The sequence below is a fragment of the Shewanella sp. Koi 1 genome, from assembly GCF_052907445.1.
The window spans coordinates 2,966,145-2,987,984 of sequence record NZ_JBREJM010000001.1; the positions used below are offsets into that span (position 1 = coordinate 2,966,145).

Annotated in this window: 15 protein-coding genes; 10 read left to right on the forward strand and 5 right to left on the reverse strand. The window is 46.5% G+C overall.

Translation table 11 applies throughout. The features are described 5' to 3' along the window. Window positions 1–157: 157 nt before the first annotated feature. From cysK to ACUZ8J_RS12990, 4 genes are all read left to right on the forward strand, one after another. Window positions 158–1,126 (forward strand): cysteine synthase A, encoded by a 969-nt coding sequence (cysK, locus tag ACUZ8J_RS12975; RefSeq protein ID WP_011622282.1) that lies wholly within the window; start codon window positions 158–160, stop codon window positions 1,124–1,126. A gap of 212 nt (window positions 1,127–1,338) precedes the next feature. Continuing rightward, entirely contained in the window at window positions 1,339–2,412 is a 1,074-nt protein-coding gene (locus ACUZ8J_RS12980; protein WP_446694029.1) for a methyltransferase, read from the forward strand. 121 nt (window positions 2,413–2,533) lie between these two features. Next, window positions 2,534–3,523 carry a TDT family transporter gene (locus tag ACUZ8J_RS12985; RefSeq protein WP_446694030.1) on the forward strand — a complete coding sequence of 330 codons (990 nt, stop codon included), beginning with the start codon at window positions 2,534–2,536 and terminating at the stop codon, window positions 3,521–3,523. Between the two features lie 635 nt (window positions 3,524–4,158). After that, entirely contained in the window at window positions 4,159–6,810 is a 2,652-nt protein-coding gene (locus tag ACUZ8J_RS12990; RefSeq protein ID WP_446694031.1) for a TonB-dependent receptor plug domain-containing protein, read from the forward strand. Window positions 6,811–6,976: 166 nt separating this feature from the next. Here ACUZ8J_RS12990 and yfcC read toward each other — a convergent pair whose 3' ends face one another. Both yfcC and focA read right to left on the reverse strand, forming a co-directional pair. Further along, window positions 6,977–8,545, reverse strand: a complete 1,569-nt coding sequence (gene yfcC / locus ACUZ8J_RS12995; RefSeq protein ID WP_446694032.1) for a putative basic amino acid antiporter YfcC — start codon at window positions 8,543–8,545, stop codon at window positions 6,977–6,979. A gap of 237 nt (window positions 8,546–8,782) precedes the next feature. Continuing rightward, on the reverse strand, window positions 8,783–9,757 hold the full coding sequence (gene focA, locus ACUZ8J_RS13000; protein ID WP_446694033.1) for a formate transporter FocA: 975 nt from the start codon (window positions 9,755–9,757) through the stop codon (window positions 8,783–8,785). A gap of 1,015 nt (window positions 9,758–10,772) precedes the next feature. Here focA and pflB point away from each other — a divergent pair. Both pflB and pflA read left to right on the forward strand, forming a co-directional pair. Beyond that, window positions 10,773–13,055, forward strand: coding sequence for a formate C-acetyltransferase (gene pflB, locus ACUZ8J_RS13005; RefSeq protein ID WP_446694034.1), 2,283 nt, complete (start codon window positions 10,773–10,775; stop codon window positions 13,053–13,055). Between the two features lie 63 nt (window positions 13,056–13,118). After that, window positions 13,119–13,859, forward strand: coding sequence for a pyruvate formate lyase 1-activating protein (gene pflA / locus ACUZ8J_RS13010; RefSeq protein ID WP_023266326.1), 741 nt, complete (start codon window positions 13,119–13,121; stop codon window positions 13,857–13,859). A gap of 15 nt (window positions 13,860–13,874) precedes the next feature. Here pflA and yfbV read toward each other — a convergent pair whose 3' ends face one another. Next, the gene (gene yfbV / locus ACUZ8J_RS13015; protein WP_084294847.1) at window positions 13,875–14,318 is read right to left on the reverse strand and encodes a terminus macrodomain insulation protein YfbV; all 444 of its coding nucleotides are present in this window, start codon (window positions 14,316–14,318) and stop codon (window positions 13,875–13,877) included. A gap of 139 nt (window positions 14,319–14,457) precedes the next feature. Between yfbV and ackA the strand changes: the two genes are divergently transcribed. From ackA to ACUZ8J_RS13035, 4 genes are all read left to right on the forward strand, one after another. Continuing rightward, window positions 14,458–15,657, forward strand: a complete 1,200-nt coding sequence (gene ackA / locus ACUZ8J_RS13020; RefSeq protein ID WP_039977694.1) for an acetate kinase — start codon at window positions 14,458–14,460, stop codon at window positions 15,655–15,657. Window positions 15,658–15,782: 125 nt separating this feature from the next. Next, window positions 15,783–17,936 (forward strand): phosphate acetyltransferase, encoded by a 2,154-nt coding sequence (pta, locus tag ACUZ8J_RS13025; RefSeq protein WP_039977696.1) that lies wholly within the window; start codon window positions 15,783–15,785, stop codon window positions 17,934–17,936. A 457-nt stretch (window positions 17,937–18,393) separates the two neighbouring features. After that, window positions 18,394–18,828 (forward strand): hypothetical protein, encoded by a 435-nt coding sequence (locus ACUZ8J_RS13030; protein WP_011622271.1) that lies wholly within the window; start codon window positions 18,394–18,396, stop codon window positions 18,826–18,828. Between the two features lie 545 nt (window positions 18,829–19,373). After that, window positions 19,374–19,598 carry a hypothetical protein gene (locus tag ACUZ8J_RS13035; protein WP_011622269.1) on the forward strand — a complete coding sequence of 75 codons (225 nt, stop codon included), beginning with the start codon at window positions 19,374–19,376 and terminating at the stop codon, window positions 19,596–19,598. Between the two features lie 130 nt (window positions 19,599–19,728). Here the strand turns inward: ACUZ8J_RS13035 and ACUZ8J_RS13040 are convergent, their stop codons facing one another. Both ACUZ8J_RS13040 and ACUZ8J_RS13045 read right to left on the reverse strand, forming a co-directional pair. Further along, window positions 19,729–20,640 (reverse strand): class I SAM-dependent methyltransferase, encoded by a 912-nt coding sequence (locus ACUZ8J_RS13040; RefSeq protein WP_446694035.1) that lies wholly within the window; start codon window positions 20,638–20,640, stop codon window positions 19,729–19,731. 6 nt (window positions 20,641–20,646) lie between these two features. Then, window positions 20,647–21,753 (reverse strand): AI-2E family transporter, encoded by a 1,107-nt coding sequence (locus tag ACUZ8J_RS13045; protein ID WP_011716596.1) that lies wholly within the window; start codon window positions 21,751–21,753, stop codon window positions 20,647–20,649. Window positions 21,754–21,840: the final 87 nt, after the last annotated feature.

Sequence of the window (21,840 nt, forward strand, 5' to 3'; positions counted from 1 at the left end):
CAAGAGGTTAACACAGTTAAACCCACAGCCAATTGGGCTTTGCGAATAACAGGATTATCTTTAATAACCAAATCGAATAAAGAAGAACAAACAATCACTTCTAAATGCGCCACAGGCGATTATGATTCAATAGTGCAAACATAGGAGCAAGCAATCCATGAGCAAAATTTTCGAAGACAATTCATATACTATTGGCAACACCCCGTTAGTGCGTTTAAACCGCGTAAGCCAAGGTAAAGTGCTGGCAAAGGTCGAAGCACGTAATCCAAGTTTCAGTGTCAAATGCCGTATCGGTGCCAATATGATTTGGGATGCCGAGAAAAAAGGCCTGCTCACCAAAGATCACGAACTGATTGAGCCTACCTCTGGTAATACCGGGATTGCCTTAGCCTATGTGGCGGCCGCCCGTGGTTATAAACTGACGTTAACTATGCCAAATACTATGAGCTTAGAGCGTCGTAAACTGCTTAAAGCCTTAGGTGCAAACCTAGTGCTGACCGAAGGTGCAAAAGGCATGAAAGGTGCTATCGATAAAGCGGAAGAAATCCGTCAATCAGCGCCTGAAAAATACATTATGCTGCAGCAGTTTAATAACCCTGCTAACCCTGAAATCCACGAAAAAACCACAGGTCCAGAGATTTGGAACGATACCGATGGTGCTGTGGATGTGTTTGTTGCAGGTGTAGGTACTGGCGGTACTATCACAGGCGTGAGCCGTTACCTGAAAAAAGTCGCTGGCAAAGCCATTACTTCTGTTGCAGTAGAACCCGCAGATTCACCGGTTATCACTCAAACCTTAGCGGGATTACCTGTGCAACCAGGTCCGCACAAAATCCAAGGTATTGGCGCAGGTTTTATCCCTGGTAACTTAGATCTTGAGTTAATCGATCGCGTTGAAACCGTCACCAACGATGAAGCCATCGACATGGCGCGCCGCTTAATGCAAGAAGAAGGCATTTTAGTCGGTATTTCTTCTGGTGCAGCTGTGGTTGCGGCTAACCGCATCGCTGCTCTGCCTGAATTTGCAGATAAAAACATTGTGGTTATCCTGCCTTCGGCTGCCGAGCGTTACTTATCTTCGGTACTGTTCCAAGGCCAGTTTGGCGACGAAGAAAACATTCAGTAATCAGGCGATTCGGCCTGCAAAAATACCCAGCCTTGTCTGGGTATTTTTATGGCCGAAATTTATCGGTAATCACGATTAACACCGCTTAACCCCCCCTCAGATCCGCATTTATCCACTAAGTTGGAGCTAGTTCATAGTTTTCCATCACCGCTCTGACTTTTGCCGTTAACTTCGCTATAAAGGCTGTATTTCTTTGTAAACTCAGCCAATTTATGTCCTTCTATCACACCCCGAAAACCTTAAGTGCCTTTGATGCCAAATTTGAGGCGCAAAAAATCGCCTTTGGCCCCATCAGTTTTCAGGTTGCCCATTGCCTGCTGAAATTTGAAGTATTAGCCACCATTGACCAAGCAGGCGAACAAGGGGTAAGCATTGCCCAACTCGCGCAAACCAGTGTGTTAAACGAGTATGCCCTTGGCGTCTTACTCGATATGGGATTGAGTATGGGGCTGGTATGGCTCAATGGCGATGCCTATGTGCTCGATAAAACAGGCTATTTTTTACTGCACGATGATATGGCAGCTATTAACCTCAATTTTGTACAGGACGTGTGTTATCAGGGACTGTTTCAACTGGATAAGGCACTAGTCGCGGGTAAACCCGCGGGCTTAGCGGTATTTGGCGATTGGCAGACGATTTACCCCGCCCTTAAGGATTTACCTGCTCAGGCAAAGGCCAGCTGGTTTACCTTCGATCACTATTATTCTGACCACGCTTTTCCGCAGATTTTACCCTTAGTGTTTGCCCATTCGCCTAAGCATTTAGTCGATATTGGCGGAAACACAGGTAAATGGGCGCTAAGCTGCTGTGAGTTTGATCCAGAGGTTGAAGTCACCCTGATGGACTTCCCCGGCCAATTAGCCGTAGCCAAAGACAATGCTGCCAAGCATGGCTTTGCCGAGCGGATCCATACCTTTGCCACCGATTTGCTCGATGAATCACGCCCCTTTGTCGAAGGCGCCGATACCTATTGGATGAGCCAGTTCCTCGACTGCTTCTCTTTGGAGCAAATCCTCAGCATTTTGCAACGCACCGCTCAGGCGATGACGCCAAACAGTCAGTTGTTCATTGTCGAAACCTTCTGGGACAGACAACCCTCCGCCGCCTCAGCCTATTGCGTCAATGCGACTAGCTTGTATTTTACTGCGATGGCCAATGGTAATAGCCGTATGTACAACTCTAAGGACTTGATAACGTTACTACATCAAGCGGGCTTATACGTCGATGAAGACACTGACAACCTTGGTCTGGGGCATACTTTGCTGCGGTGTAAACGAAAACCTTAAGCGTTAGAAAATTTGAATATCTGAATAAAATTAATCAATTTTATTTATCAAACCCTCGACCATACACTGACATTATCAGATAGACACATCGAATTAATGTCAGTGTTGAGAGGTAACAAACATGACTTCAAAACGTAAACGCTGGACAGCACAGGCAGTAAAATTACCTAGCCCTATGGGCGGACTCGCCCTCGCGATTGCAAGCTTAGGTTGGACTTGGGAGAGTGTGGCGCCCTCACTCAATGGTTGGGGCCAACTGACAGGGGCAGCCATCGCCTCAGTCTTACTCATGCTGCTTGCTGCAAAATTTATACTGCATCCTTCAGTGCTGAAAAACGAACTCAGCCATCCGGTCGTCGGTAGTGTGATCCCGACATTCGCCATGGCCTTGATGGTAGTGTCGAACCTACTCGGCCATTACTTCCCCCATGCTGGCTTAACCCTCTGGCTAACCGCCATTGTTATCCATGTCATCTTTTTAGGCGCCTTTATTTACTACCGCGCTATCGACTTCAAACTCGAACATATGGTGCCCAGCTGGTTTGTGCCACCCATTGGCATCATAGTGGCGGCAGTATCCTTCCCAAGTAATGGCGCGCCTTGGTTAGTGAACTTAATCCTAGCCTTCGGCATGCTCGCATATTTAGTCATGTTGCCATTGATGCTCTATCGATTAATCTTCTGTCAGGCCGTGCCCGATGCCGCTAAACCAACGATTGCCATCCTCGCCGCGCCAGCCAGTTTATCCTTAGCGGGCTACTTAACTGTGTGCGATCAACCTTCGATTGCCTTGGTCGCCGTATTGGCCAGTATTGCGGTATTGATGACTGCAGTGATTTATCTCGCTTTTTTTCATCTGCTCAAATTACCCTTTAGCCCTGGCTATGCTGCGTTCACCTTTCCCATGGTGATCGGCGCGACGGCACTGTTTAAAACCGCTCACTGGCTCGCGCAATTTAGTCAAATGAACGAGCTCAGCCAATGGGTAAAATTACTTGCCGACTTCGAACTAGGTATTGCAACCTTAGTCGTTTGTTATGTCGCAGTAAGGTATCTTCTCCATTATCTTCCTCAACCGATCCCCAAAATGAACAAGGTTACTGCGGCCTAAAATAAGTCCTAAGTATTAAAACAGTAAAAAATTGAACGATAATCATCCAATAAAATTTACTCATTAGACATTAATTTAAATACAATGCGTGAATTAAAATTCACGCATTGTATTTAATTAAACATCATCTTATAAAAACTAAGACTGACTAAAGTTGTCGCATACAAATTATAGAGCAAAAAACAAACAAAACGGTACAGCAGTCGCTATTTTAAGGTATTTTTAATAAGTCACCACACAAAATACAGTATTCATAACTGTATATTTAGGATGCGCGAAAATAAATTTTAATTATCCAAAAAAAGTATGATTATTTTATTATTACAAATACTTTCAATTTTAACAAAATAAAAACAAACCACAAACCTTTCATTAATCTTATCGTTTGTTTTATTATCAAAATCCATTAACCCTCGCTAAAAACCATTCTTAAAAACGAATCCAAAGCAATTAATTAACAACAGAATAACAATTAACATTTAACTATCGCAACCTTACTAAATTTACACTGTTGCACTTGTTATTTTCTTGTGGTTATATCTTGAGCCTAATTAAATAGGACTCTATTTCTTACAACGTTCCGTATTTAATTAAAATAACAATTAAACAAATAACAAGTGTTAAGGGAGAATGATATGCGCGCTAATTCGACATTAGCCAAAGCGGTTCGCTTTGCGTTAATTGGTGGTGCAACCACAGCAGCTTTATCTAGCACAGCTATTTATGCAGCAGAAGATAATGCTAAGGTAGAACGTATTGAAGTAACGGGTTCTCGTATTCAAAGAACGGATATGGAATCTGCTTTACCTGTTACGGTTTTATCAGCAGAAGATATTGCCAAAACAGGTTTAAGTGATGTTTCTGCTGTTTTAGCACAAATGCCATTTAACACTGCTGGTAGTTTTATTAGTGATGCAGGTAGCTCTGCAAGTAACCATGCCAGTTCTGGTATGCGTGGTTTAGGTTCAAACCGTACGTTAACCCTGATCAACGGTCGCCGTATTGCGCCATCGGCAACCTTTGGTGGCGATTCAACGAACCTCAACTTAATCCCTATGGATGCAATCGAGCGTATTGAAATTTTACGTGACGGTGCATCAGCAATTTACGGTTCAGATGCTATCGGTGGTGTAATTAACATCATCCTGAAGAAAACCTTTGACGGTTTAGCATTCGATGCTAAGTTTGGTAGCCCTACTCAAGGTGGTAGAGATGAGAAATCAGCTTCTGTCACTTTCGGTAATACTAGCGATAAAAGCAGCAGCTTAGTGATCATCGAACACAAGCAATTTGATCCACTACAAGGTGGTCAACGTCCTCACTTAACGGCTAACTGGGATAAGAAATACGGTCGTAGTGGCTTATATGCGCCAGAAGGCACATATCGTCCAGTTGAATCTCGCCCGGTAAAAGGTGCTGATGGTACTTTCGGCACTCCTGTTTATACAGGTTTGCAAGTTCCAGGTAAGGACTGTCCAGCGGATCGTATTGTTACCAGCAAAGACGGTTCAGCTTGTGGTTTTAACCAATTTGATGGCACTGATTATCTACCAGATCAGACAAAAGACTCTGTATTCTCGAATATGACTTATCGCATTACCGATGAATTAGAGTGGTTTGGTCAAGCTATCGTTATGCGTGATAAATCCATCACCTCTTCAACTGCGCTATGGACTCCTAACTTATACATGGCAGCAGATAACCCATTAAACCCAACATTCGGTACTGCTAATGCATCTGAAGTGCAAGCCTATCACCGTTTGAAAGGTGTTGCAGACCGTAAAACAGAATTCGATTCAAACGTAGTTGATATCGTAACGGGTCTAAACCTTGAATTAGATGCAGGCTCTCTGAGTTGGTACGTACAATACTCAGATCAAATCGTGAACATTGAAACTGACTCTTACGTATTCGAAGATAAGTTACAAGAAGCAGTAGATAAAGGCTTGTACAACCCATTCGTTGAGGGGGGTAACGCAACGCAAGACACGTTAGACACCTTCTTACACACAGCTACTCGTAAAGCGACATCTAACACAACAGGTACTGGTTTATCTTGGGCTGCACTGGCTCCAATTTCATTACCTGGTGGTGACTTAGGTTACGCAGTGGGTATGGAATACCAAAAAATCGAATACAAAGATACCCGTGATGCTCAACAAGCAGCAGGTAACGTATTAGGAACTTATGGTGGTGATTCTGCTGGTGATAGAAGCTATAAAGCAGCATTCGTTGAGTTGGAACTGCCAGTATTAGATCACTTAAACGTGAAACTAGCGAGCCGTTACGACCAATATAGCTTGCCAGATGTTGGTCAACTTTCAAGCTCTGTAAACGTACGTTACGAAGCATTAGATAACCTAGTGTTACGTGCATCTTACGGCCAAGGCTTTAGAGCACCATCACTGGATGACTTGTTAGGCAAGCCAGCAACCAGTTATGACAGAATCACTGACACCACTCTGTGTCAAAGTCTGCCTGCTGATCAGAAAGACGGCAACCCAGCTTGTGAAGATAACCAATACCTACGTAAGAGTTCAGGTAACACAGAGCTAGATCCAGAGAAATCTGCTCAGTACTCTTTCGGCGCCGTATGGAATATCACTGAAAACATCGACTTAGTTGTTGATTATTACAACATCGAAATCACAGACCAAGTCAGCTACATCGATGCACAAACAATTGTGGATTTAGAAGCGATTGGTGGCTTAGATGCTTATGACCCTAACTACATCTACGTCAAACGTAAAGCTGACGGTACCATCGATGAAATTGGCGCTGGCAACATCAACATGGATGGCGTACAAACATCAGGTCTTGACGTGTCATTCACCTCAAACTTCGATTTTGCTGAATTTGGTGCATTTAAGTTTGCGGTTGAAGGAACCTATGCTCTTGAATATACAGAGCAAGCAAGCCCGATTGCAAAACGTTATGACGTATTAGGCACTAAGGGTTATCCACCACTACGTTTCAATACAACATTTAGCTACGCCATTGATGACTTCTCAGCATCTTTGATTGCTAAATACATTGATTCTTATGATGGTGAAACTCCACAACAACAAGAAGTTGGCACAAATAAACAAGACTTCTCATCGTTCACTACGTGGGATCTGACATTGAACTACGACTTCGACAGCTATGGCAAAGTTACTGTTGGTGCTCGTAACTTGTTCGATGCGATGCCAACAGTTAACTACAGCTTAGGTTACCCTGGATACGATACTGACACCCATAACATCGTGGGCCGTGTAGTGTTTGCAGGATATAAAGTGAAATTCTAATTTCCCTATAGGAAGATAGAAAACCACACAAAAACGGCATCCTCGGATGCCGTTTTTTATCTCCTATTTAACCAATTAACTGAGTTAACCTTAGCGCCTATTTACCCGCAGCTTAAGGTGAACCCCAGCGCCCAGCGAAATCCGCGCACCTAGTTAAATCCCGTACCTAGTTAAATCCAAGATAGTGCGCGCCAATCACCAGCACGCTTGAGACCAACATCAGCAGCAACATAAAACGCCACACAAATTTCAGCCAGTTGCCCCAATCGACGCGGCATACGCCAAGGGTCGCCATTAAAGATGCTGAGGTGGGCACTATGATATTGGTGAGACCATCGCCTAACTGAAAGGCCAATACCGCCACTTGGCGCGTCACACCGACGATATCAGAAAGAGGAGCCATCAGTGGCATAGTCAATGCGGCCTGCCCTGAACCTGAGGTCACGAAAAAGTTGAATACGGATTGAAACAACAACATAAACCACGCCGAGAGCGCATCCGGCAGATGGCCAATCACTCCGCCTGCGCTGTTCAGAATCGAATTAAGCACACTCGGTTCAGTCGGAGTACCGCCGCCAAGGAGCAGTAAAATCCCCGAGGCGCATCCCACTAAAAGGGCTGGCTCTAACATGGTTTTAGCGCCATCCTTAAAACTCTGCGCGACCTTGTTAAGCGTTAAGCCATTGAGCTTAAACACGCAGCCAATAACGCCGGCCACCATACCCATGGTAAAAAACTGGCTGGCGATCTCGGGGATAAACCACGCCTTTGCCACAACGCCCCAAATTACCCACACCATAGTTAACACTAACAACAACAGCACCAACACATCCCCAAGATTAAAGCGGCTCTCGAGCTTCGTATTAGCATGGTGATCACGGAAATAAGCATCGGACTGATAGCTATGGGAAAGACTTGGTTGCTGCTGAATGCGATGGGCGTAACGCATGGTAAAAACGATGCCAAGCAATGTGAATCCGAGCCACATAGGGAAGCGAAACTCACTGCCAGAAAGAACCGGGATCCCCGCAATGCCTTGGGCAATTGCCACACTGAAAGGATTCATCCAAGAACTGGCGAAACCAATTTGGGTCGCCACATAGGTCACCATCACAGTGGTGATGCCGTCGTACCCTAAACGGATCATGAGTGGGCAGATGATAATCGCGAAGGCAATGGCCTCTTCTCCCATGCCAAATACGGCGCCGCCGAGGGAAAACAGCGTAAATATCACCGGAATGAATAACTTTTCATTGCCACGGGTTTTATCGATTAACTTTAAGATGCCGTTATCTATGGTGCCTGTGGCCATTACCACCCCGAAGGAGCCGCCAATCACTAGCATAAACATGATCACGCCAATCGCGCTGCCCCATTTAGAACCCGAGGTTAAGCCCTCAAATGCGAAGTTAAAAAAGCCAACCCCGCCCTCGCCTTTAAACAGTGCCACGGGTTGTAACTTAGGCTCGCCCGCATCATCCAATTCATAAGCAAATGAATTAGGGTCGACTACCGTCCGCGCTTTATCGACGCCATCGGCCAGATAATGCACCTCTTGGGTTTGAAACGACCCAATCGGAATAAAGTAAGTCATTAATCCCGCAAGTAATGCCACAAAAAAGATGATCACTAAGGTATCGGGCATTTGAAAGGATGAGGGAGCGTGTGAAGCAGATGGTGCCATAGCAGTCTGAGCTGCTTCAGTTGGCTGAGTCGTCGAGGGTGGAGTCGTCATAGATGCGCCATTTTATGTCAAACGGAAAAGGCCGCACTATAAACTAAAGCGCTGTAAATCAGTACATAAAATCTTCATTCGCTTGCATGAATACGCAAAATGCTTACATCTATCACACCCAAGCAATCCACAAAAAATGTCAGCTACGGCGAATACAGCAAAAAAAGCCCAGTAACACTGGGCATTTTTTATGTGACTGACTCGCTTAGTTACTGGCTCGCTTAGTGACTGACTCTCTTACTTACTTTCTTGGCTATTTTTCGCTTTTTCAGTATGCAGAGGCGATGCAAAAAAATGAGGTTGATGGGATTTTTGCGGATCGGGTAAGGCAATTTGACCTTGCTCAATCCACCAATAACCGAGGCCAACGATCACGCCGCCACCGACAATGTTCCCTAAGGTCACGGGAATTAAGTTATTGAATACAAAGTTTGCCACGGTTAAATCGGCAAATTGCTCTTGGGTTACACCTAAAGAAGCAAAAAACTCAGGGCTGGCGACCGACTGGATGGTGATCCCAAGCGGCACCATAAACAGGTTTGCAATACTGTGCTCAAAGCCACTGCTGACAAACATGGCTACAGGGAGGATCAGTAAAATCGCTTTGGTCAGGGATTCGCGGCTGGCGAAGGTCATCCAAATTCCCAGACACACCAACATGTTACATAAAATACCTAAGCTAAATGCCTGTATCCAAGTATGATGTAGCTTATGTTGTGACACTTTTAGCGCATTTAAGCCCCAGTTGCCGCCATCGAGTTCATATAAACCCGCCGCCATAATCAAGCCAACCATTAACATGGCACCGACAAAGTTGCCGATATACACGCGGCTCCAGCATTTGAGCAACTCACTGGTAGTCACTTGTTTTTGCGCCCATGCAACGCTGCTCAGCACTGAGCTGGTAAACAGCTCGCCGCCGCAAATCACCACCAGAATTAAGCCTAAGCTGAAGGCAATCCCGCCCACGAGGCGCACTAAGCCCCAGGCACTATCACCCGCGCCAGTGGTTACTGTCAGATAAAATACAAAGGCTAAGGCAATAAAAGCGCCAGCAAATACTGCTAAACCAAAGGATTGCCAAGGCGCCTTAACGACTTTACTTTTGCCATAAATTTCAGCCTGGTGATAACAACTAAAATGCGAAGAAACCTGCACAGGCTCATGACCATTTGATGATGTCTGTGGAGCGTTAGCATGTGAGTCTTTCATAACTGAACTCCCAAAGGCGATAAACAAACGCGAACTTGCAACATAGGTCTCTCCTACAGCGCCCAAGCGCAGATCAAACCAATCAACATTTACATTAAGACTTGCTTAAATGATGGCTCACTAAAGTCACGCTTTGTAACATACAAATCGTATTCGCTGTGAAGCAGAGATTACTAAAGCGTGATGCTATTCACAGGAGAAATGTACAAATTTTGAAGCTACAAACACAAAAGGTTAATTGGTCATACCAATTTCAATCACCTTCCACCTATTTTGCATGTCACTTTTTAATATCATTTTAGGCAAGATGAAGCAGATTTAACTTTACAGAAGGCAAGTTTCCCTAATCAAGATGACGGCTTGTTGACGACGCCACTGTTCGCGCTACATTCATTTGAGGAAAAACATTCATGTTTTCTACCCCCTCAGACGAAACGATTTCATATCGGCTCATTTTCAGTCAAATGCCCTACCACCAAGCATCCCGTATAAACGAGCCTTTTGCGACGACTGTATTATCAGGCCAAAGGCCGCCGAAATCGTAAACAATTAAAATCAATCGATACGGTGATAGCTTTCGTCGGTTAAAAGCGCGACAGTCAATCAAATAAGCGATGACATTGGCCCATAATCGGCCAGCAAAAGCGTGCTTTAAACCTTATTGTGCTAAAAAAATGCTACCTTGCTAGCAAATTTGCGATCAACTGGGCACAAACTCGCCCGTTTAAGATGCGAGAGTATAAGAGCTATGTTAATATGCTTATGGATAATTGGTCTTACCAATTTATAAAAGAGTTATCGATAGCCGATAATCCAAGTTAAACGAATATTTGTCATCTTATCGGGTATCAATAGACAGACACTTGGCGCGATAAATATCCCCAAGTTCCAGTTCCCATCATAGGGCGTCATCTTGAAGGGAGCTTTAATCAGGAAATAGCGATTGGCCTATACTCAACATGGTTTGCCCCATGAGCGCCAATGACCTTTATCTCAACCAAAAGGTATTAGTACGATGACCGACAAAACTGAACTGTTTGCCAACGCATGGGAAGGTTTTACCCCTGGCGATTGGAAATCTGAAGTCAATGTACGTGACTTTATTCAACAAAACTACGCCCCCTATGAAGGTGACGAGTCATTCCTAGCCGGTGCCACCGAAGCCACAACCCAGTTGTGGGACAAAGTGATGGAAGGTATCAAGCAAGAAAACCGCACCCACGCGCCTGTTGATTTCGATACTAAGATGGTCTCTACCATCACTTCCCATGACGCGGGTTATATCAATAAAGATTTAGAAACTATCGTTGGTTTACAAACCGATGCGCCGCTCAAGCGCGCTATGTTACCTAACGGTGGTATTCGCATGGTTGAAGGCTCATGTGCCGCTTACAACCGCGAACTCGACGCCGATGTAAAATACATCTACTCAGAACTGCGTAAAACCCACAACCAAGGCGTATTCGACGTCTACACCCCTGAAATCATGGCATGCCGTAAATCCGGCGTATTAACTGGTTTACCCGATGCCTATGGTCGTGGCCGTATTATTGGTGACTATCGCCGTGTAGCGCTGTACGGTATCGACTTCTTAATGAAGGATAAATTTGCCCAGTTCAGCTCACTGCAAGCCCAGTTTGAAGCCGGCGAAGATTTATCTAACGTTATCCAACTGCGTGAAGAAATTGCCGAGCAGCACCGCGCTCTCGGTCAAATGAAGAAAATGGCCGCGAAATACGGTTTCGATATTTCTCGCCCAGCGACAAACGCCCAAGAAGCGATCCAATGGACTTACTTCGGTTACTTAGCCGCAGTGAAGAGCCAAAACGGCGCGGCAATGTCTTTAGGCCGTACTTCATCATTCCTCGATATCTACATCGAGCGCGATCTGAAAAACGGCGTTATCACTGAGCAACAAGCTCAAGAAATGATTGACCATTTCGTGATGAAACTGCGTATGGTGCGTTTCCTACGTACTCCAGAATACGATGAGTTATTCTCAGGCGATCCTATTTGGGCAACTGAATCAATCGGCGGTATGGGCTTAGATGGCCGTACACTGGTGACCAAATCTAGCTTCCGTTTCTTAAACACCTTATACACTATGGGCCCAAGCCCAGAGCCAAACATCACTGTGCTCTGGTCTGACAAACTGCCTGTAGGCTTTAAAAAGTACTGCGCGAAAGTATCTATCGACACCAGCTCAATCCAGTACGAAAACGATGACTTAATGCGCCCAGATTTCCAATCTGACGATTACGCTATCGCTTGCTGCGTGAGCCCAATGGTTGTGGGTAAACACATGCAGTTCTTCGGTGCCCGTGCAAACCTCGCCAAAACCATGTTGTACGCGATTAACGGCGGCGTTGACGAAAAACTGAAAATCCAAATCGCGCCAAAAGCCGACCCAATCACCGACGAAGTATTAAACTTCGATGACGTGATGAATCGCTTAGACGGCCTGATGGATTGGTTAGCAACGCAATATGTCACGGCACTGAACGCTATTCACTACATGCACGACAAGTACTCCTACGAAGCAGCGCTAATGGCGCTGCACGACAGAGACGTACGTCGTACTATGGCTTGTGGTATCGCAGGGCTTTCAATCGCAGCCGACTCACTGTCAGCCATCAAGTACGCTCAAGTTAAACCTGTACGCGATGAAAACGGCATTGCCGTCGACTTTGAGATCAGCGGTGATTATCCAAAATTTGGTAACAACGACCCACGCGTCGACGATATCGCCTGTGACCTAGTTGAACGTTTTATGTCGAAGATCCGCGACCGTAAAATGTACCGCAACGCTATCCCAACTCAGTCAATTCTGACCATTACCTCTAACGTGGTTTATGGTAAGAAAACCGGTAACACGCCAGACGGTCGCCGTTCAGGTGCACCATTTGCACCGGGCGCAAACCCAATGCACGGCCGTGATGAGAAAGGCGCGATTGCCTCGTTAACCTCAGTGGCAAAACTGCCTTTTGCCCACGCACAGGACGGTATCTCTTACACCTTCTCCATCGTGCCGAATGCCTTAGGTAAAGATGAAGACGGTCGTCGCACTAACCTCGCGGCGTTGATGGACGGATATTTCGCCCACAACGAAGGACACGAAGGCGGTCAACACTTGAACGTTAACGTGATGAACCGTGAAATGCTTGAGGATGCGGTCGTTAACCCTGACAAGTATCCACAACTGACCATCCGGGTATCGGGTTACGCAGTACGCTTTAACTCTTTGACCCCAGAGCAGCAGCAAGACGTGATCACACGTACTTTCACAAAAGGTCTGTAAGCTAAATTAGGTAAGGCTGTAGTACAATGTGCTACAGCCTCACTTATTTCAACAGGAGTCACAATGGCAGTTACCGGTCGGATCCACTCAGTGGAATCCTTTGGCACAGTGGATGGTCCAGGCATACGGTTTATCACCTTTATGCAGGGCTGTTTAATGCGCTGTCAGTATTGTCATAACCGTGATACTTGGGATCTTGATGGTGGCAAAGAAGTACAGGTCGACGAGTTAATGAGCCAAATCATTAGCTACCGCCCCTTCCTCGATGCCAGCAACGGCGGTGTGACCGCCAGCGGTGGCGAAGCCATATTACAGGCGGAGTTTGTCGCCGAACTTTTTAAAGCCTGTAAAAAAGAAGGCATTCATACCTGTTTAGATACCAACGGCTTTGTGCGTAAGTACACGCCAGTGATTGATGAGCTACTCGATCATACCGATCTGGTGTTGCTCGATATCAAACAAATGAATGACGATAAACACATTGAACTGACAAAGGTCAGTAACCACAGAACGCTGCAATTTGCCGAGTACCTCGCCAAACGCAATCAGCCTACCTGGATACGTTATGTGGTCGTGGGTGGATTTACCGACGATGAAGCCTCGGCATTACAACTGGCCGAATTTATCAAGCCCATGAAGAATATTGAAAAAGTTGAACTCCTGCCCTACCACGAGCTGGGTAAACATAAGTGGGAAGCGATGGGAGAAAGCTATCAACTCGATGGCGTCGCACCACCGAGTCGCGACACCATGGAAAAAATTAAAGCCGTGTTTAGCTCACAGGGGATTAATGCGGTGTATTAAGACGCCAAGGGAGGCTTAAAGCTCCTCCCAATAACTGGCATCTAAGCGCTCAAAGGCTATTTTTAAGATGAGCGCCATATCAAGGTAACACGCCTTAGCGCCCAAGGATTGGCAATGAATACCCATGGCAGACAATTTCGCACTCAACTGATTACTCCAGTCGAACAGCGATAAAGGTAATGGATGGCGCGCACGCCAGCCTAACCATAATAAGCCCTGCAACGGCAGGCTAATAAAGAACAACGCGATTGTGATGGCTTGAGGTAAAAACGCCCAACCATAGGTATAAATCTGACTCACACTCGCCAAAATCGCCAGCACTGGCATCACCAGAATGGCAAGCTGAGTGGCGCGTACCACCCGATACTCAGGAAAATACAAACCCAGTTGTCTAACCATAGGCCACGTCTTCATATAGCGACGACCGTCACCTAAGGTTTTGAGAATATTGATACTCAATTTTAGACACCTACAACAGAGGAACACCTTTTACCATAGCACAATCTGGCACTGCGCCCCAAGACTGTGATGGCAAATTACGCAAGCGTTCCCAAGATTTTGAATCGTTAACTTAAACACAATGGCAAAAGGTTTACACATGTCTAATAAACTGGTTTTAGTACTCAATTGCGGTAGCTCTTCACTCAAATTTGCCGTCATTGACGCGCAAACAGGTGACGATCAGATCTCTGGCCTAGCCGAGTGTTTTGGCTTAGAAGACTCGCGCATTAAATGGAAAATCAACGGTGAAAAGCATGAATCCTCTTTAGGTGCATTTACCGCTCACCGCGAAGCCGTTGAATTTATCGTCAATAAAATCCTTGCCGGTCAACCTGAATTAGCCGCGCAAATTCAGGCCGTAGGTCACCGTATCGTACACGGCGGCGAGAAGTTCACCCGCTCAGTGATCATCGACGAGCATGTGATTAAAGGTATTGAAGAGTGTTCATCTCTGGCGCCACTGCATAACCCTGCGCATCTTATCGGTATTCGCGCGGCCATTGCGTCTTTCCCTAAACTGCCACAAGTGGCGGTATTTGATACTGCATTCCACCAAAGCATGCCTGAGCGCGCTTTTATCTACGCTCTACCATACAAGCTGTACCGTGAACACGGTATCCGCCGCTATGGTATGCACGGCACTAGCCACCTGTTTGTCAGCCGTGAAGCCGCTAAAGTGTTGAACAAACCTTTAGAAGAAACCAATGTGATCTGCGCGCACTTAGGTAACGGTGCCTCGGTGACGGCGGTTAAAGGCGGTAAGAGCGTTGATACCTCAATGGGACTGACGCCACTTGAAGGCTTAGTCATGGGCACACGCTGTGGCGATCTCGACCCCTCTATCATCTACCACTTAGTGCACCAACTGGGTTACACACTGGAAGAAGTCAACAACCTAATGAACAAGCAAAGTGGTCTGTTAGGAATTTCTGAGCTGACCAACGATTGCCGTGGCATCGAAGAAGGTTATGCCGATGGTCACAAAGGCGCGACCTTAGCACTGGAAATCTTCTGCTACCGTCTGGCGAAATATATCGCGTCTTACACTGTGCCGCTCGGTCGTTTAGATGCCGTGGTCTTTACCGGTGGTATCGGCGAAAACTCCGATCTCATCCGCGAGAAAGTGCTCAATCTGCTACAAATCTTCAATTTCCATGTCGATAGTGAGCGAAACAAAGCGGCCCGCTTCGGCAAGAAAGGCATCATCACCACAGACAACAGTACTGTTGCAATGGTCATCCCGACCAACGAAGAGTGGGTTATCGCCGAAGATTCGATTAAACTCATTACTAAATAATAAGATGATCCAAGCCGTTTGCTCTGCCAAACGGCTTTGTTATTAGCGACATACAGCTAAACAAACACAAGCAAAGCAGCAGAGACGACTTACTCTGCCAAAAACCATCGAACTTAGAGGTTTTTATGTCTCGAAATATTATGTTAATCCCCATAGGCACAGGAGTTGGCCTGACCTCCTTAAGCCTAGGTATGGTGCGTGCATTAGAGCGCCACGGGGTAAAAGTCCAATTCTTTAAACCCATTTCCCAGCTGCGTCCTAATGATAATGGCCCAGAGCGCTCTACCACGATTTTAAGCAAATCGCCCACGGTCAATCCATTAGAGCCCTTCGATATGGCCCATGCCGAAGCACTGATCCGCGCTGACCAAACTGATGTGCTGATGGAGCAAATCATTGCCCGCGCCGCGGAATGCGCCAGCAACACCGAAACCCTGATTGTTGAAGGTCTGGTACCTACCCGCAACCATCCCTTTGCCGATGACGTTAACTACGCTATCGCCAAGGCAATGGACGCGGACGTAATTTTCATTGCCACCCCCGGCAGCGACACGCCAACTGGCCTGATGAACCGCCTTGAAATTGCCTACAACTCATGGGGCGGCAAAAACAACAAACGTCTGATTGGTGCCGTGATCAACAAGATTGGTGCACCGGTGGACGATGAAGGTCGCGCGCGCCCAGACTTATCGGAAGTGTTCGATCATCAAGGCGTGCAACGCTCTGATGCGTCCATCATGTTCCAACTGCCGGGTAAGAGCCCACTGCGGATCTTAGGTAGCGTGCCTTACAACCTCGATTTGGTCGCGCCACGCGCATCGGATCTGGCTAAGCATTTACGTGCCCGCATTCTCAATGCCGGCGAGATGAACACCCGCCGCCTGCGTAAAGTCACCTTCTGCGCCCGCAGTTTGCCCAATATGGTCAACCACATTAAGACAGATTCACTGCTGGTGACTTCAGGCGATCGCTCCGATGTGATTGTGTCAGCGTGCCTTGCCGCCATGAACGGCGTGAAGATTGGTGCCCTGCTACTGACGGGTAGCTACGAGCCAGAGCCTGAAATTCTGAAACTGTGTGAACAGGCCTTCGAGACAGGTTTACCGGTATTCCTCATCGATACTAACACTTGGCAGACTTCATTAAATATCCAACGCTTCGACCACGAAGTACCGGTGGATGATGCAGTACGTATCGATCTAGTTCAGGAATACGTTGCCAGCCATATCGACCAAAGCTGGATTGAAAGCGTGACCAAAAACTCTCCAAGGGAACATCGCTTATCACCTCCAGCGTTCCGTTATAAGCTCACCGAACTTGCGCGCGCCGCCCACAAAACCGTGGTGCTGCCAGAGGGTGATGAGCCACGTACCATCAAGGCCGCCGCGATTTGTGCCGAACGAGGCATTGCGCGTTGCGTGCTGTTAGGTAAAAAAGATGAAATCTTGCGTATTGCAGCCCAACAAGACGTAGTACTTGGCGAAGGCGTTGTGATTGTCGACCCCGATGATGTACGTGATCGCTATGTTGAACCAATGCTCGATCTGCGTCGCAGCAAAGGCCTGACTGAAGTCGTTGCCAAAGAGCAGTTAGAAGACAACATGGTGCTCGGCACTATGATGCTGGCGCAAAACGAAGTTGATGGTATCGTCTCTGGCGCGGTAAACACCACAGCCAATACGATTCGTCCGCCGCTGCAACTGATCAAAACAGCCCCGGGTTCTAGCCTTGTTTCTTCTATCTTCTTTATGTTGATGCCAGACCAAGTGCTGGTTTACGGTGATTGTGCGATTAACCCCGATCCTAACGCTGAACAACTGGCCGATATCGCCATTCAATCGGCAGAATCTGCTAAAGCCTTCGGCATCGAACCCAGAGTGGCAATGATCAGCTACTCAACGGGTAACTCTGGTACTGGTTCGGATGTGGATAAAGTGCGTGAAGCGACCCGTATCGCGAAAGAAAAACGTCCTGATCTGGTTATCGACGGTCCACTGCAATACGACGCGGCCGTTATGCCAAACGTGGCTCGTTCTAAAGCGCCTAACAGCCCTGTTGCGGGCCAAGCGACTGTATTCGTATTCCCCGATCTCAACACGGGTAACACTACCTACAAAGCAGTACAGCGTAGTGCTGACCTCATCAGTATTGGCCCAATGCTGCAAGGCATGCGTAAGCCAGTGAACGACTTATCCCGCGGCGCCTTAGTGGACGATATCGTCTACACTATCGCACTGACGGCGATTCAAGCGTCACAAAACGATGCTAACAAAGCCTAATATACTCAGCTAAAGCATCATCACAAAAGCACTGACCTGTTCAGTGCTTTTTTATTTACGCTGATAATCCGTTGTAAAATGGGCAGCATTAAACGCTTAAAATATACACAAAAGGCAATAAAAATACTGTTTGGGGAATTCGCACGCTGTGAATAGACTGGGAAAATCTAAGAAAATATCCACAAGGAAATGGTAAAAGAAGCAAGCTTCAGAAAAGCGTCACTTTTTAACCAGCAAATAAAACAATATACAATCAGCCACTTAAAAAGTATCCATCTAGTCTTCAACATGGTTTTCCACAGATTCTGTGGATAACCCAATCGAGCAATTCTTTAAGATATGCCATAAGCGGCAGTTCAGAGTCAAGGTATTTTCGGCAGTGACCTCCATTATTACAAAACTTGAACATGACCGCTAAAATCGCGATACTCATGACAAATTCCTATAACGAAAAGCCATGAGAACCTTATTTTTCCTTTCACTATTGTTTTTGTTTGGTTGTGGCGATGCTGGAGACAAAGAGCAGCACGTACTCACTCCCGAAGAGGTAAGTCTCGGCTTTTTTAGCGCCATTTATGTTGACCGAGATGTGGAGAAAGCCAAGTTATATGTCGATGCTCCACTCAAAGAAGTCTTAACCCACTATTACATCGCCGCAGCGGTACAGCGTAATATGCTCGGCCTGTCGATGACCAATGTCGAAATGGAAATTGATGATATCGATATCGACTTTTTCCGTAAGTTCACCAAAGACGTCATGGTCGTCGTTAAGATGAAGGGCTTAAAGGGTGGACAGCCTTGGATTGATGACAGAACCATTCGCCTGCATAAAATTGGCGGCAAATGGATTATCGTTGAGTTCATGCCTGAAAAACGTAAGGTGAATGGCTAAACGGTTTTCCCCACTCTGCTTGCACTCCTACAACGGATAAAAAAATAGCAACCCTAGGGTTGCTATTTTCATGTGCTTGTATTTGTTACTTCAGACTCAGAATCCGCACTGTAAACCTTAGGTTTACAAGACTTAGACCGCTTCTTCTTCGCTCTGTGCAGGTAAAGACGTCATCACGTCGTCTTTAACTTGGTAGTAAGCGTTTTCGTATTCATGAACTTCCATAACAACTCCTGCTCGATTTTGTAAGGTCGCAAAGGCATGCCGTTCTATGATGACATTTTGCCCATGAGGAAAGGGAATTTCCGTGGCGCAGAGTATACCAAAGCCAGATCGATAATTACAGAAAACTTTCAGTTTTGTTTCGATCTAAAAGATAAAAACGGTTTTTAACGCTTAAAAAGCCGCAAAAACGTATCTCGAAATGAAAGCCTTTCAGTTGATATAGCCTAATGCACTAAAGGGCGCGTGCTTACAAGCAAAGAATCTAGGAAGACGGGCACAAACTGCTATCAATTAAATAATGATGCGAGTAGGAGGTCGATATGAATGCCATCATTGAGTTTGAAGCAGCAAAACTCACTACCTTATTCAGCCACGGCGATATCTTGGGGATCCATATGTTTATGGATCAAATGAATATCCCGCTCGATGTGCAGGATAAGCTCTATGCTGAAATTTCGGCGCTTAAGCACTTAGACCCACACAATGTCAGTCTTGCCATTGAACATCATGGGCAATCGCAACTCTCAGAGCGGTTAAGCTATTAACAGGCTAATTAAGTAAAGATGAAATAAGGCGCGAAGCGACATCATTCGACGCCATCATAAAGCCTCTCAAGGTCTTATGATGGCATTTCATGACGGCGTTGTATGACAGCGTTTAATGAGACCAGAGGGCTTACGCCTTTAAGCGGTAGCGCAGCACCTTTAATGATTTCTCCTCAGAAACATCAACAAAGGCGGCGGGATTGGGTAAGCGCTCAAGGTATTCGAGTGCAGGCGCGGCGTCTTCGACCTGCTGGCGCAAAAATTGAGTATCGAGTTCCGGCGCATTTAAGCAGAGTAGCACCTCGGCATTCTCGGCTAATAACTCGGGTAAATGCCTGATCAAACGCACGTAATCCTTAGTCGCCACGAAACTGCCCTTTTGATTACTCGGCGGATCGGCAACCACTATGTCATAAGGGCCTAACTTACGTAACTTACCCCATGACTTAAAAATATCGTGCCCTAAGAAGCGTGCGCCCGCGCTAAAGCCATTGAGAAGATGGTTCTGCTTGCCTATGGCTAACGCCCCTTTACTCATGTCCATGTTCACGACTTCATCGGCACCGCCCTGCAGTGCTGCCACCGAGAAACCACAGGTATAAGCAAACAAATTCAGCACTTTCTTATGGCGAGCATGGGCTCTAACCCATTCACGGCCATTGGCCATATCGAGGAACAAACCGTGGTTTTGTCCCCGCAATAAATGCACCTGAAACTGGGCGCCGTTCTCGGTGACCACATGGGGATCGGGCACCTCACCCGCTAGCACTTGGCTAAAGGTTTCGCCTGCACTGCGGTATTGATACACCAAGTTTAACGACCGATTGGGCTGTATCGTTTGCCAGCGCGCCGCAATCGCCTGTTGACACTGAGCCAACTCGGCCGCATCGAGGGGAATAAAACTGGTCAATAACAATACTGGCGCGAACCAATCTAAACAAAGATGTTCGCAGCCAGGGTAATAACCACCGCGGCCATGGAATAATCGCGTGGCATCTTCACCGACTTCTATCGTCGCCAGTGCATCTATAAAACGTTGCATTATCTACTACTTATTATCTGTTGAATGGGTATCGACAGGTTCAGAAATCGGAGCGGTGCTTGTCGATTGGCTCACCAGTTTATCATCCACATCGTCGGATAATAAAATGGCTAACCAGCTACCACTCTTGCTGGATTCGAGGGCGATCTTGACGACCATGGTTAAGGGAACCGACAGCAACATGCCTACCGAGCCCAGCAACCACCCCCAAAAAATTAATGATAAAAACACCACTAAGGTAGAAAGCCCAAGACCGCGGCCCATAAATTTAGGCTCGACCAGGTTGCCCATCACCATATTGGCAGCAACGTACAGCAGCGCAGTACCGCCAGCCGCTGCGGGGCCTAATTGGATAAAGGCCAGTAATACGGCGGGAATGGCCGCGATAATCGAGCCAATGTTGGGAATATAGTTGAATAAAAAGGCAATAACCGCCCAAAGCAGCGCGTAATCCACCCCAATCACCGCAAGCCCCACGCCGACAATCAAGCCCGTCGCTAAACTGACTAAGGTCTTGATCACCATATATTGATTCACCGATTGCAGAAAACGGTCAATCTGCTGCAAACGCATATCGGGATCGTCCAGTGCCAAGTGCAGTTTTTTCGGCAAAGATTGCGCCTCAAACAACATAAAGACGATGGTCAGAATGATCAGGAACAAATTCGCCATCACATTGCCGACACCCGAGAGCATATTGGTGGTCATAGACAACGCCATGCCGGGGTCGAAATAGGCCAGCACTTGCTCCTTGGAGATTTGGATATTCAGCGCCTGTAACTTATGCAGCACCCAAGAAAACTGCTCAACCAGCTGATCGCGATACTGCGGCAACTGCTTAGAAAACTCGTTAATGGAGCTGCCTACCAGAGAGGCGAGCCACAAGCCCATCAACACGATAAACCCCATCAACAGGATCACGGCGAGCCATTTAGGTACGCGGTATTTGGTCATCAAACCAATCGCCGGATTACAAATCACCGCAATAAAACTGGATAGTACAAAGGGAACAACAATCGGGCTGGCGGCCTTTATCCCTGCCAAAATAATCACCACAAAGGCCATGACGGCAAAACCTTTGTAAGCGGCAGACGGCGTATTGGAACGTGTCATGGCGTAAAAATCCTTCTTGATCTTAGATAAAGTTGTTAGGCTAGCCCAAGAAAAGTCTCAAACTCAATCACCTAAGCCATAAAACTA

Excerpts from the sequence above, each read along its gene's own strand:
- cysK (WP_011622282.1), top strand. The coding sequence starts at position 158 with ATGAGCAAAATTTTCGAAGACAATTCATATACTATTGGCAACACCCCG.
- ACUZ8J_RS12980 (WP_446694029.1), top strand. The coding sequence starts at position 1,339 with ATGTCCTTCTATCACACCCCGAAAACCTTAAGTGCCTTTGATGCCAAA.
- ACUZ8J_RS12985 (WP_446694030.1), top strand. The coding sequence starts at position 2,534 with ATGACTTCAAAACGTAAACGCTGGACAGCACAGGCAGTAAAATTACCT.
- ACUZ8J_RS12990 (WP_446694031.1), top strand. The coding sequence starts at position 4,159 with ATGCGCGCTAATTCGACATTAGCCAAAGCGGTTCGCTTTGCGTTAATT.
- yfcC (WP_446694032.1), bottom strand. The coding sequence starts at position 8,545 with ATGACGACTCCACCCTCGACGACTCAGCCAACTGAAGCAGCTCAGACT.
- focA (WP_446694033.1), bottom strand. The coding sequence starts at position 9,757 with ATGAAAGACTCACATGCTAACGCTCCACAGACATCATCAAATGGTCAT.
- pflB (WP_446694034.1), top strand. The coding sequence starts at position 10,773 with ATGACCGACAAAACTGAACTGTTTGCCAACGCATGGGAAGGTTTTACC.
- pflA (WP_023266326.1), top strand. The coding sequence starts at position 13,119 with ATGGCAGTTACCGGTCGGATCCACTCAGTGGAATCCTTTGGCACAGTG.
- ackA (WP_039977694.1), top strand. The coding sequence starts at position 14,458 with ATGTCTAATAAACTGGTTTTAGTACTCAATTGCGGTAGCTCTTCACTC.
- pta (WP_039977696.1), top strand. The coding sequence starts at position 15,783 with ATGTCTCGAAATATTATGTTAATCCCCATAGGCACAGGAGTTGGCCTG.
- ACUZ8J_RS13030 (WP_011622271.1), top strand. The coding sequence starts at position 18,394 with ATGAGAACCTTATTTTTCCTTTCACTATTGTTTTTGTTTGGTTGTGGC.
- ACUZ8J_RS13035 (WP_011622269.1), top strand. The coding sequence starts at position 19,374 with ATGAATGCCATCATTGAGTTTGAAGCAGCAAAACTCACTACCTTATTC.
- ACUZ8J_RS13040 (WP_446694035.1), bottom strand. The coding sequence starts at position 20,640 with ATGCAACGTTTTATAGATGCACTGGCGACGATAGAAGTCGGTGAAGAT.
- ACUZ8J_RS13045 (WP_011716596.1), bottom strand. The coding sequence starts at position 21,753 with ATGACACGTTCCAATACGCCGTCTGCCGCTTACAAAGGTTTTGCCGTC.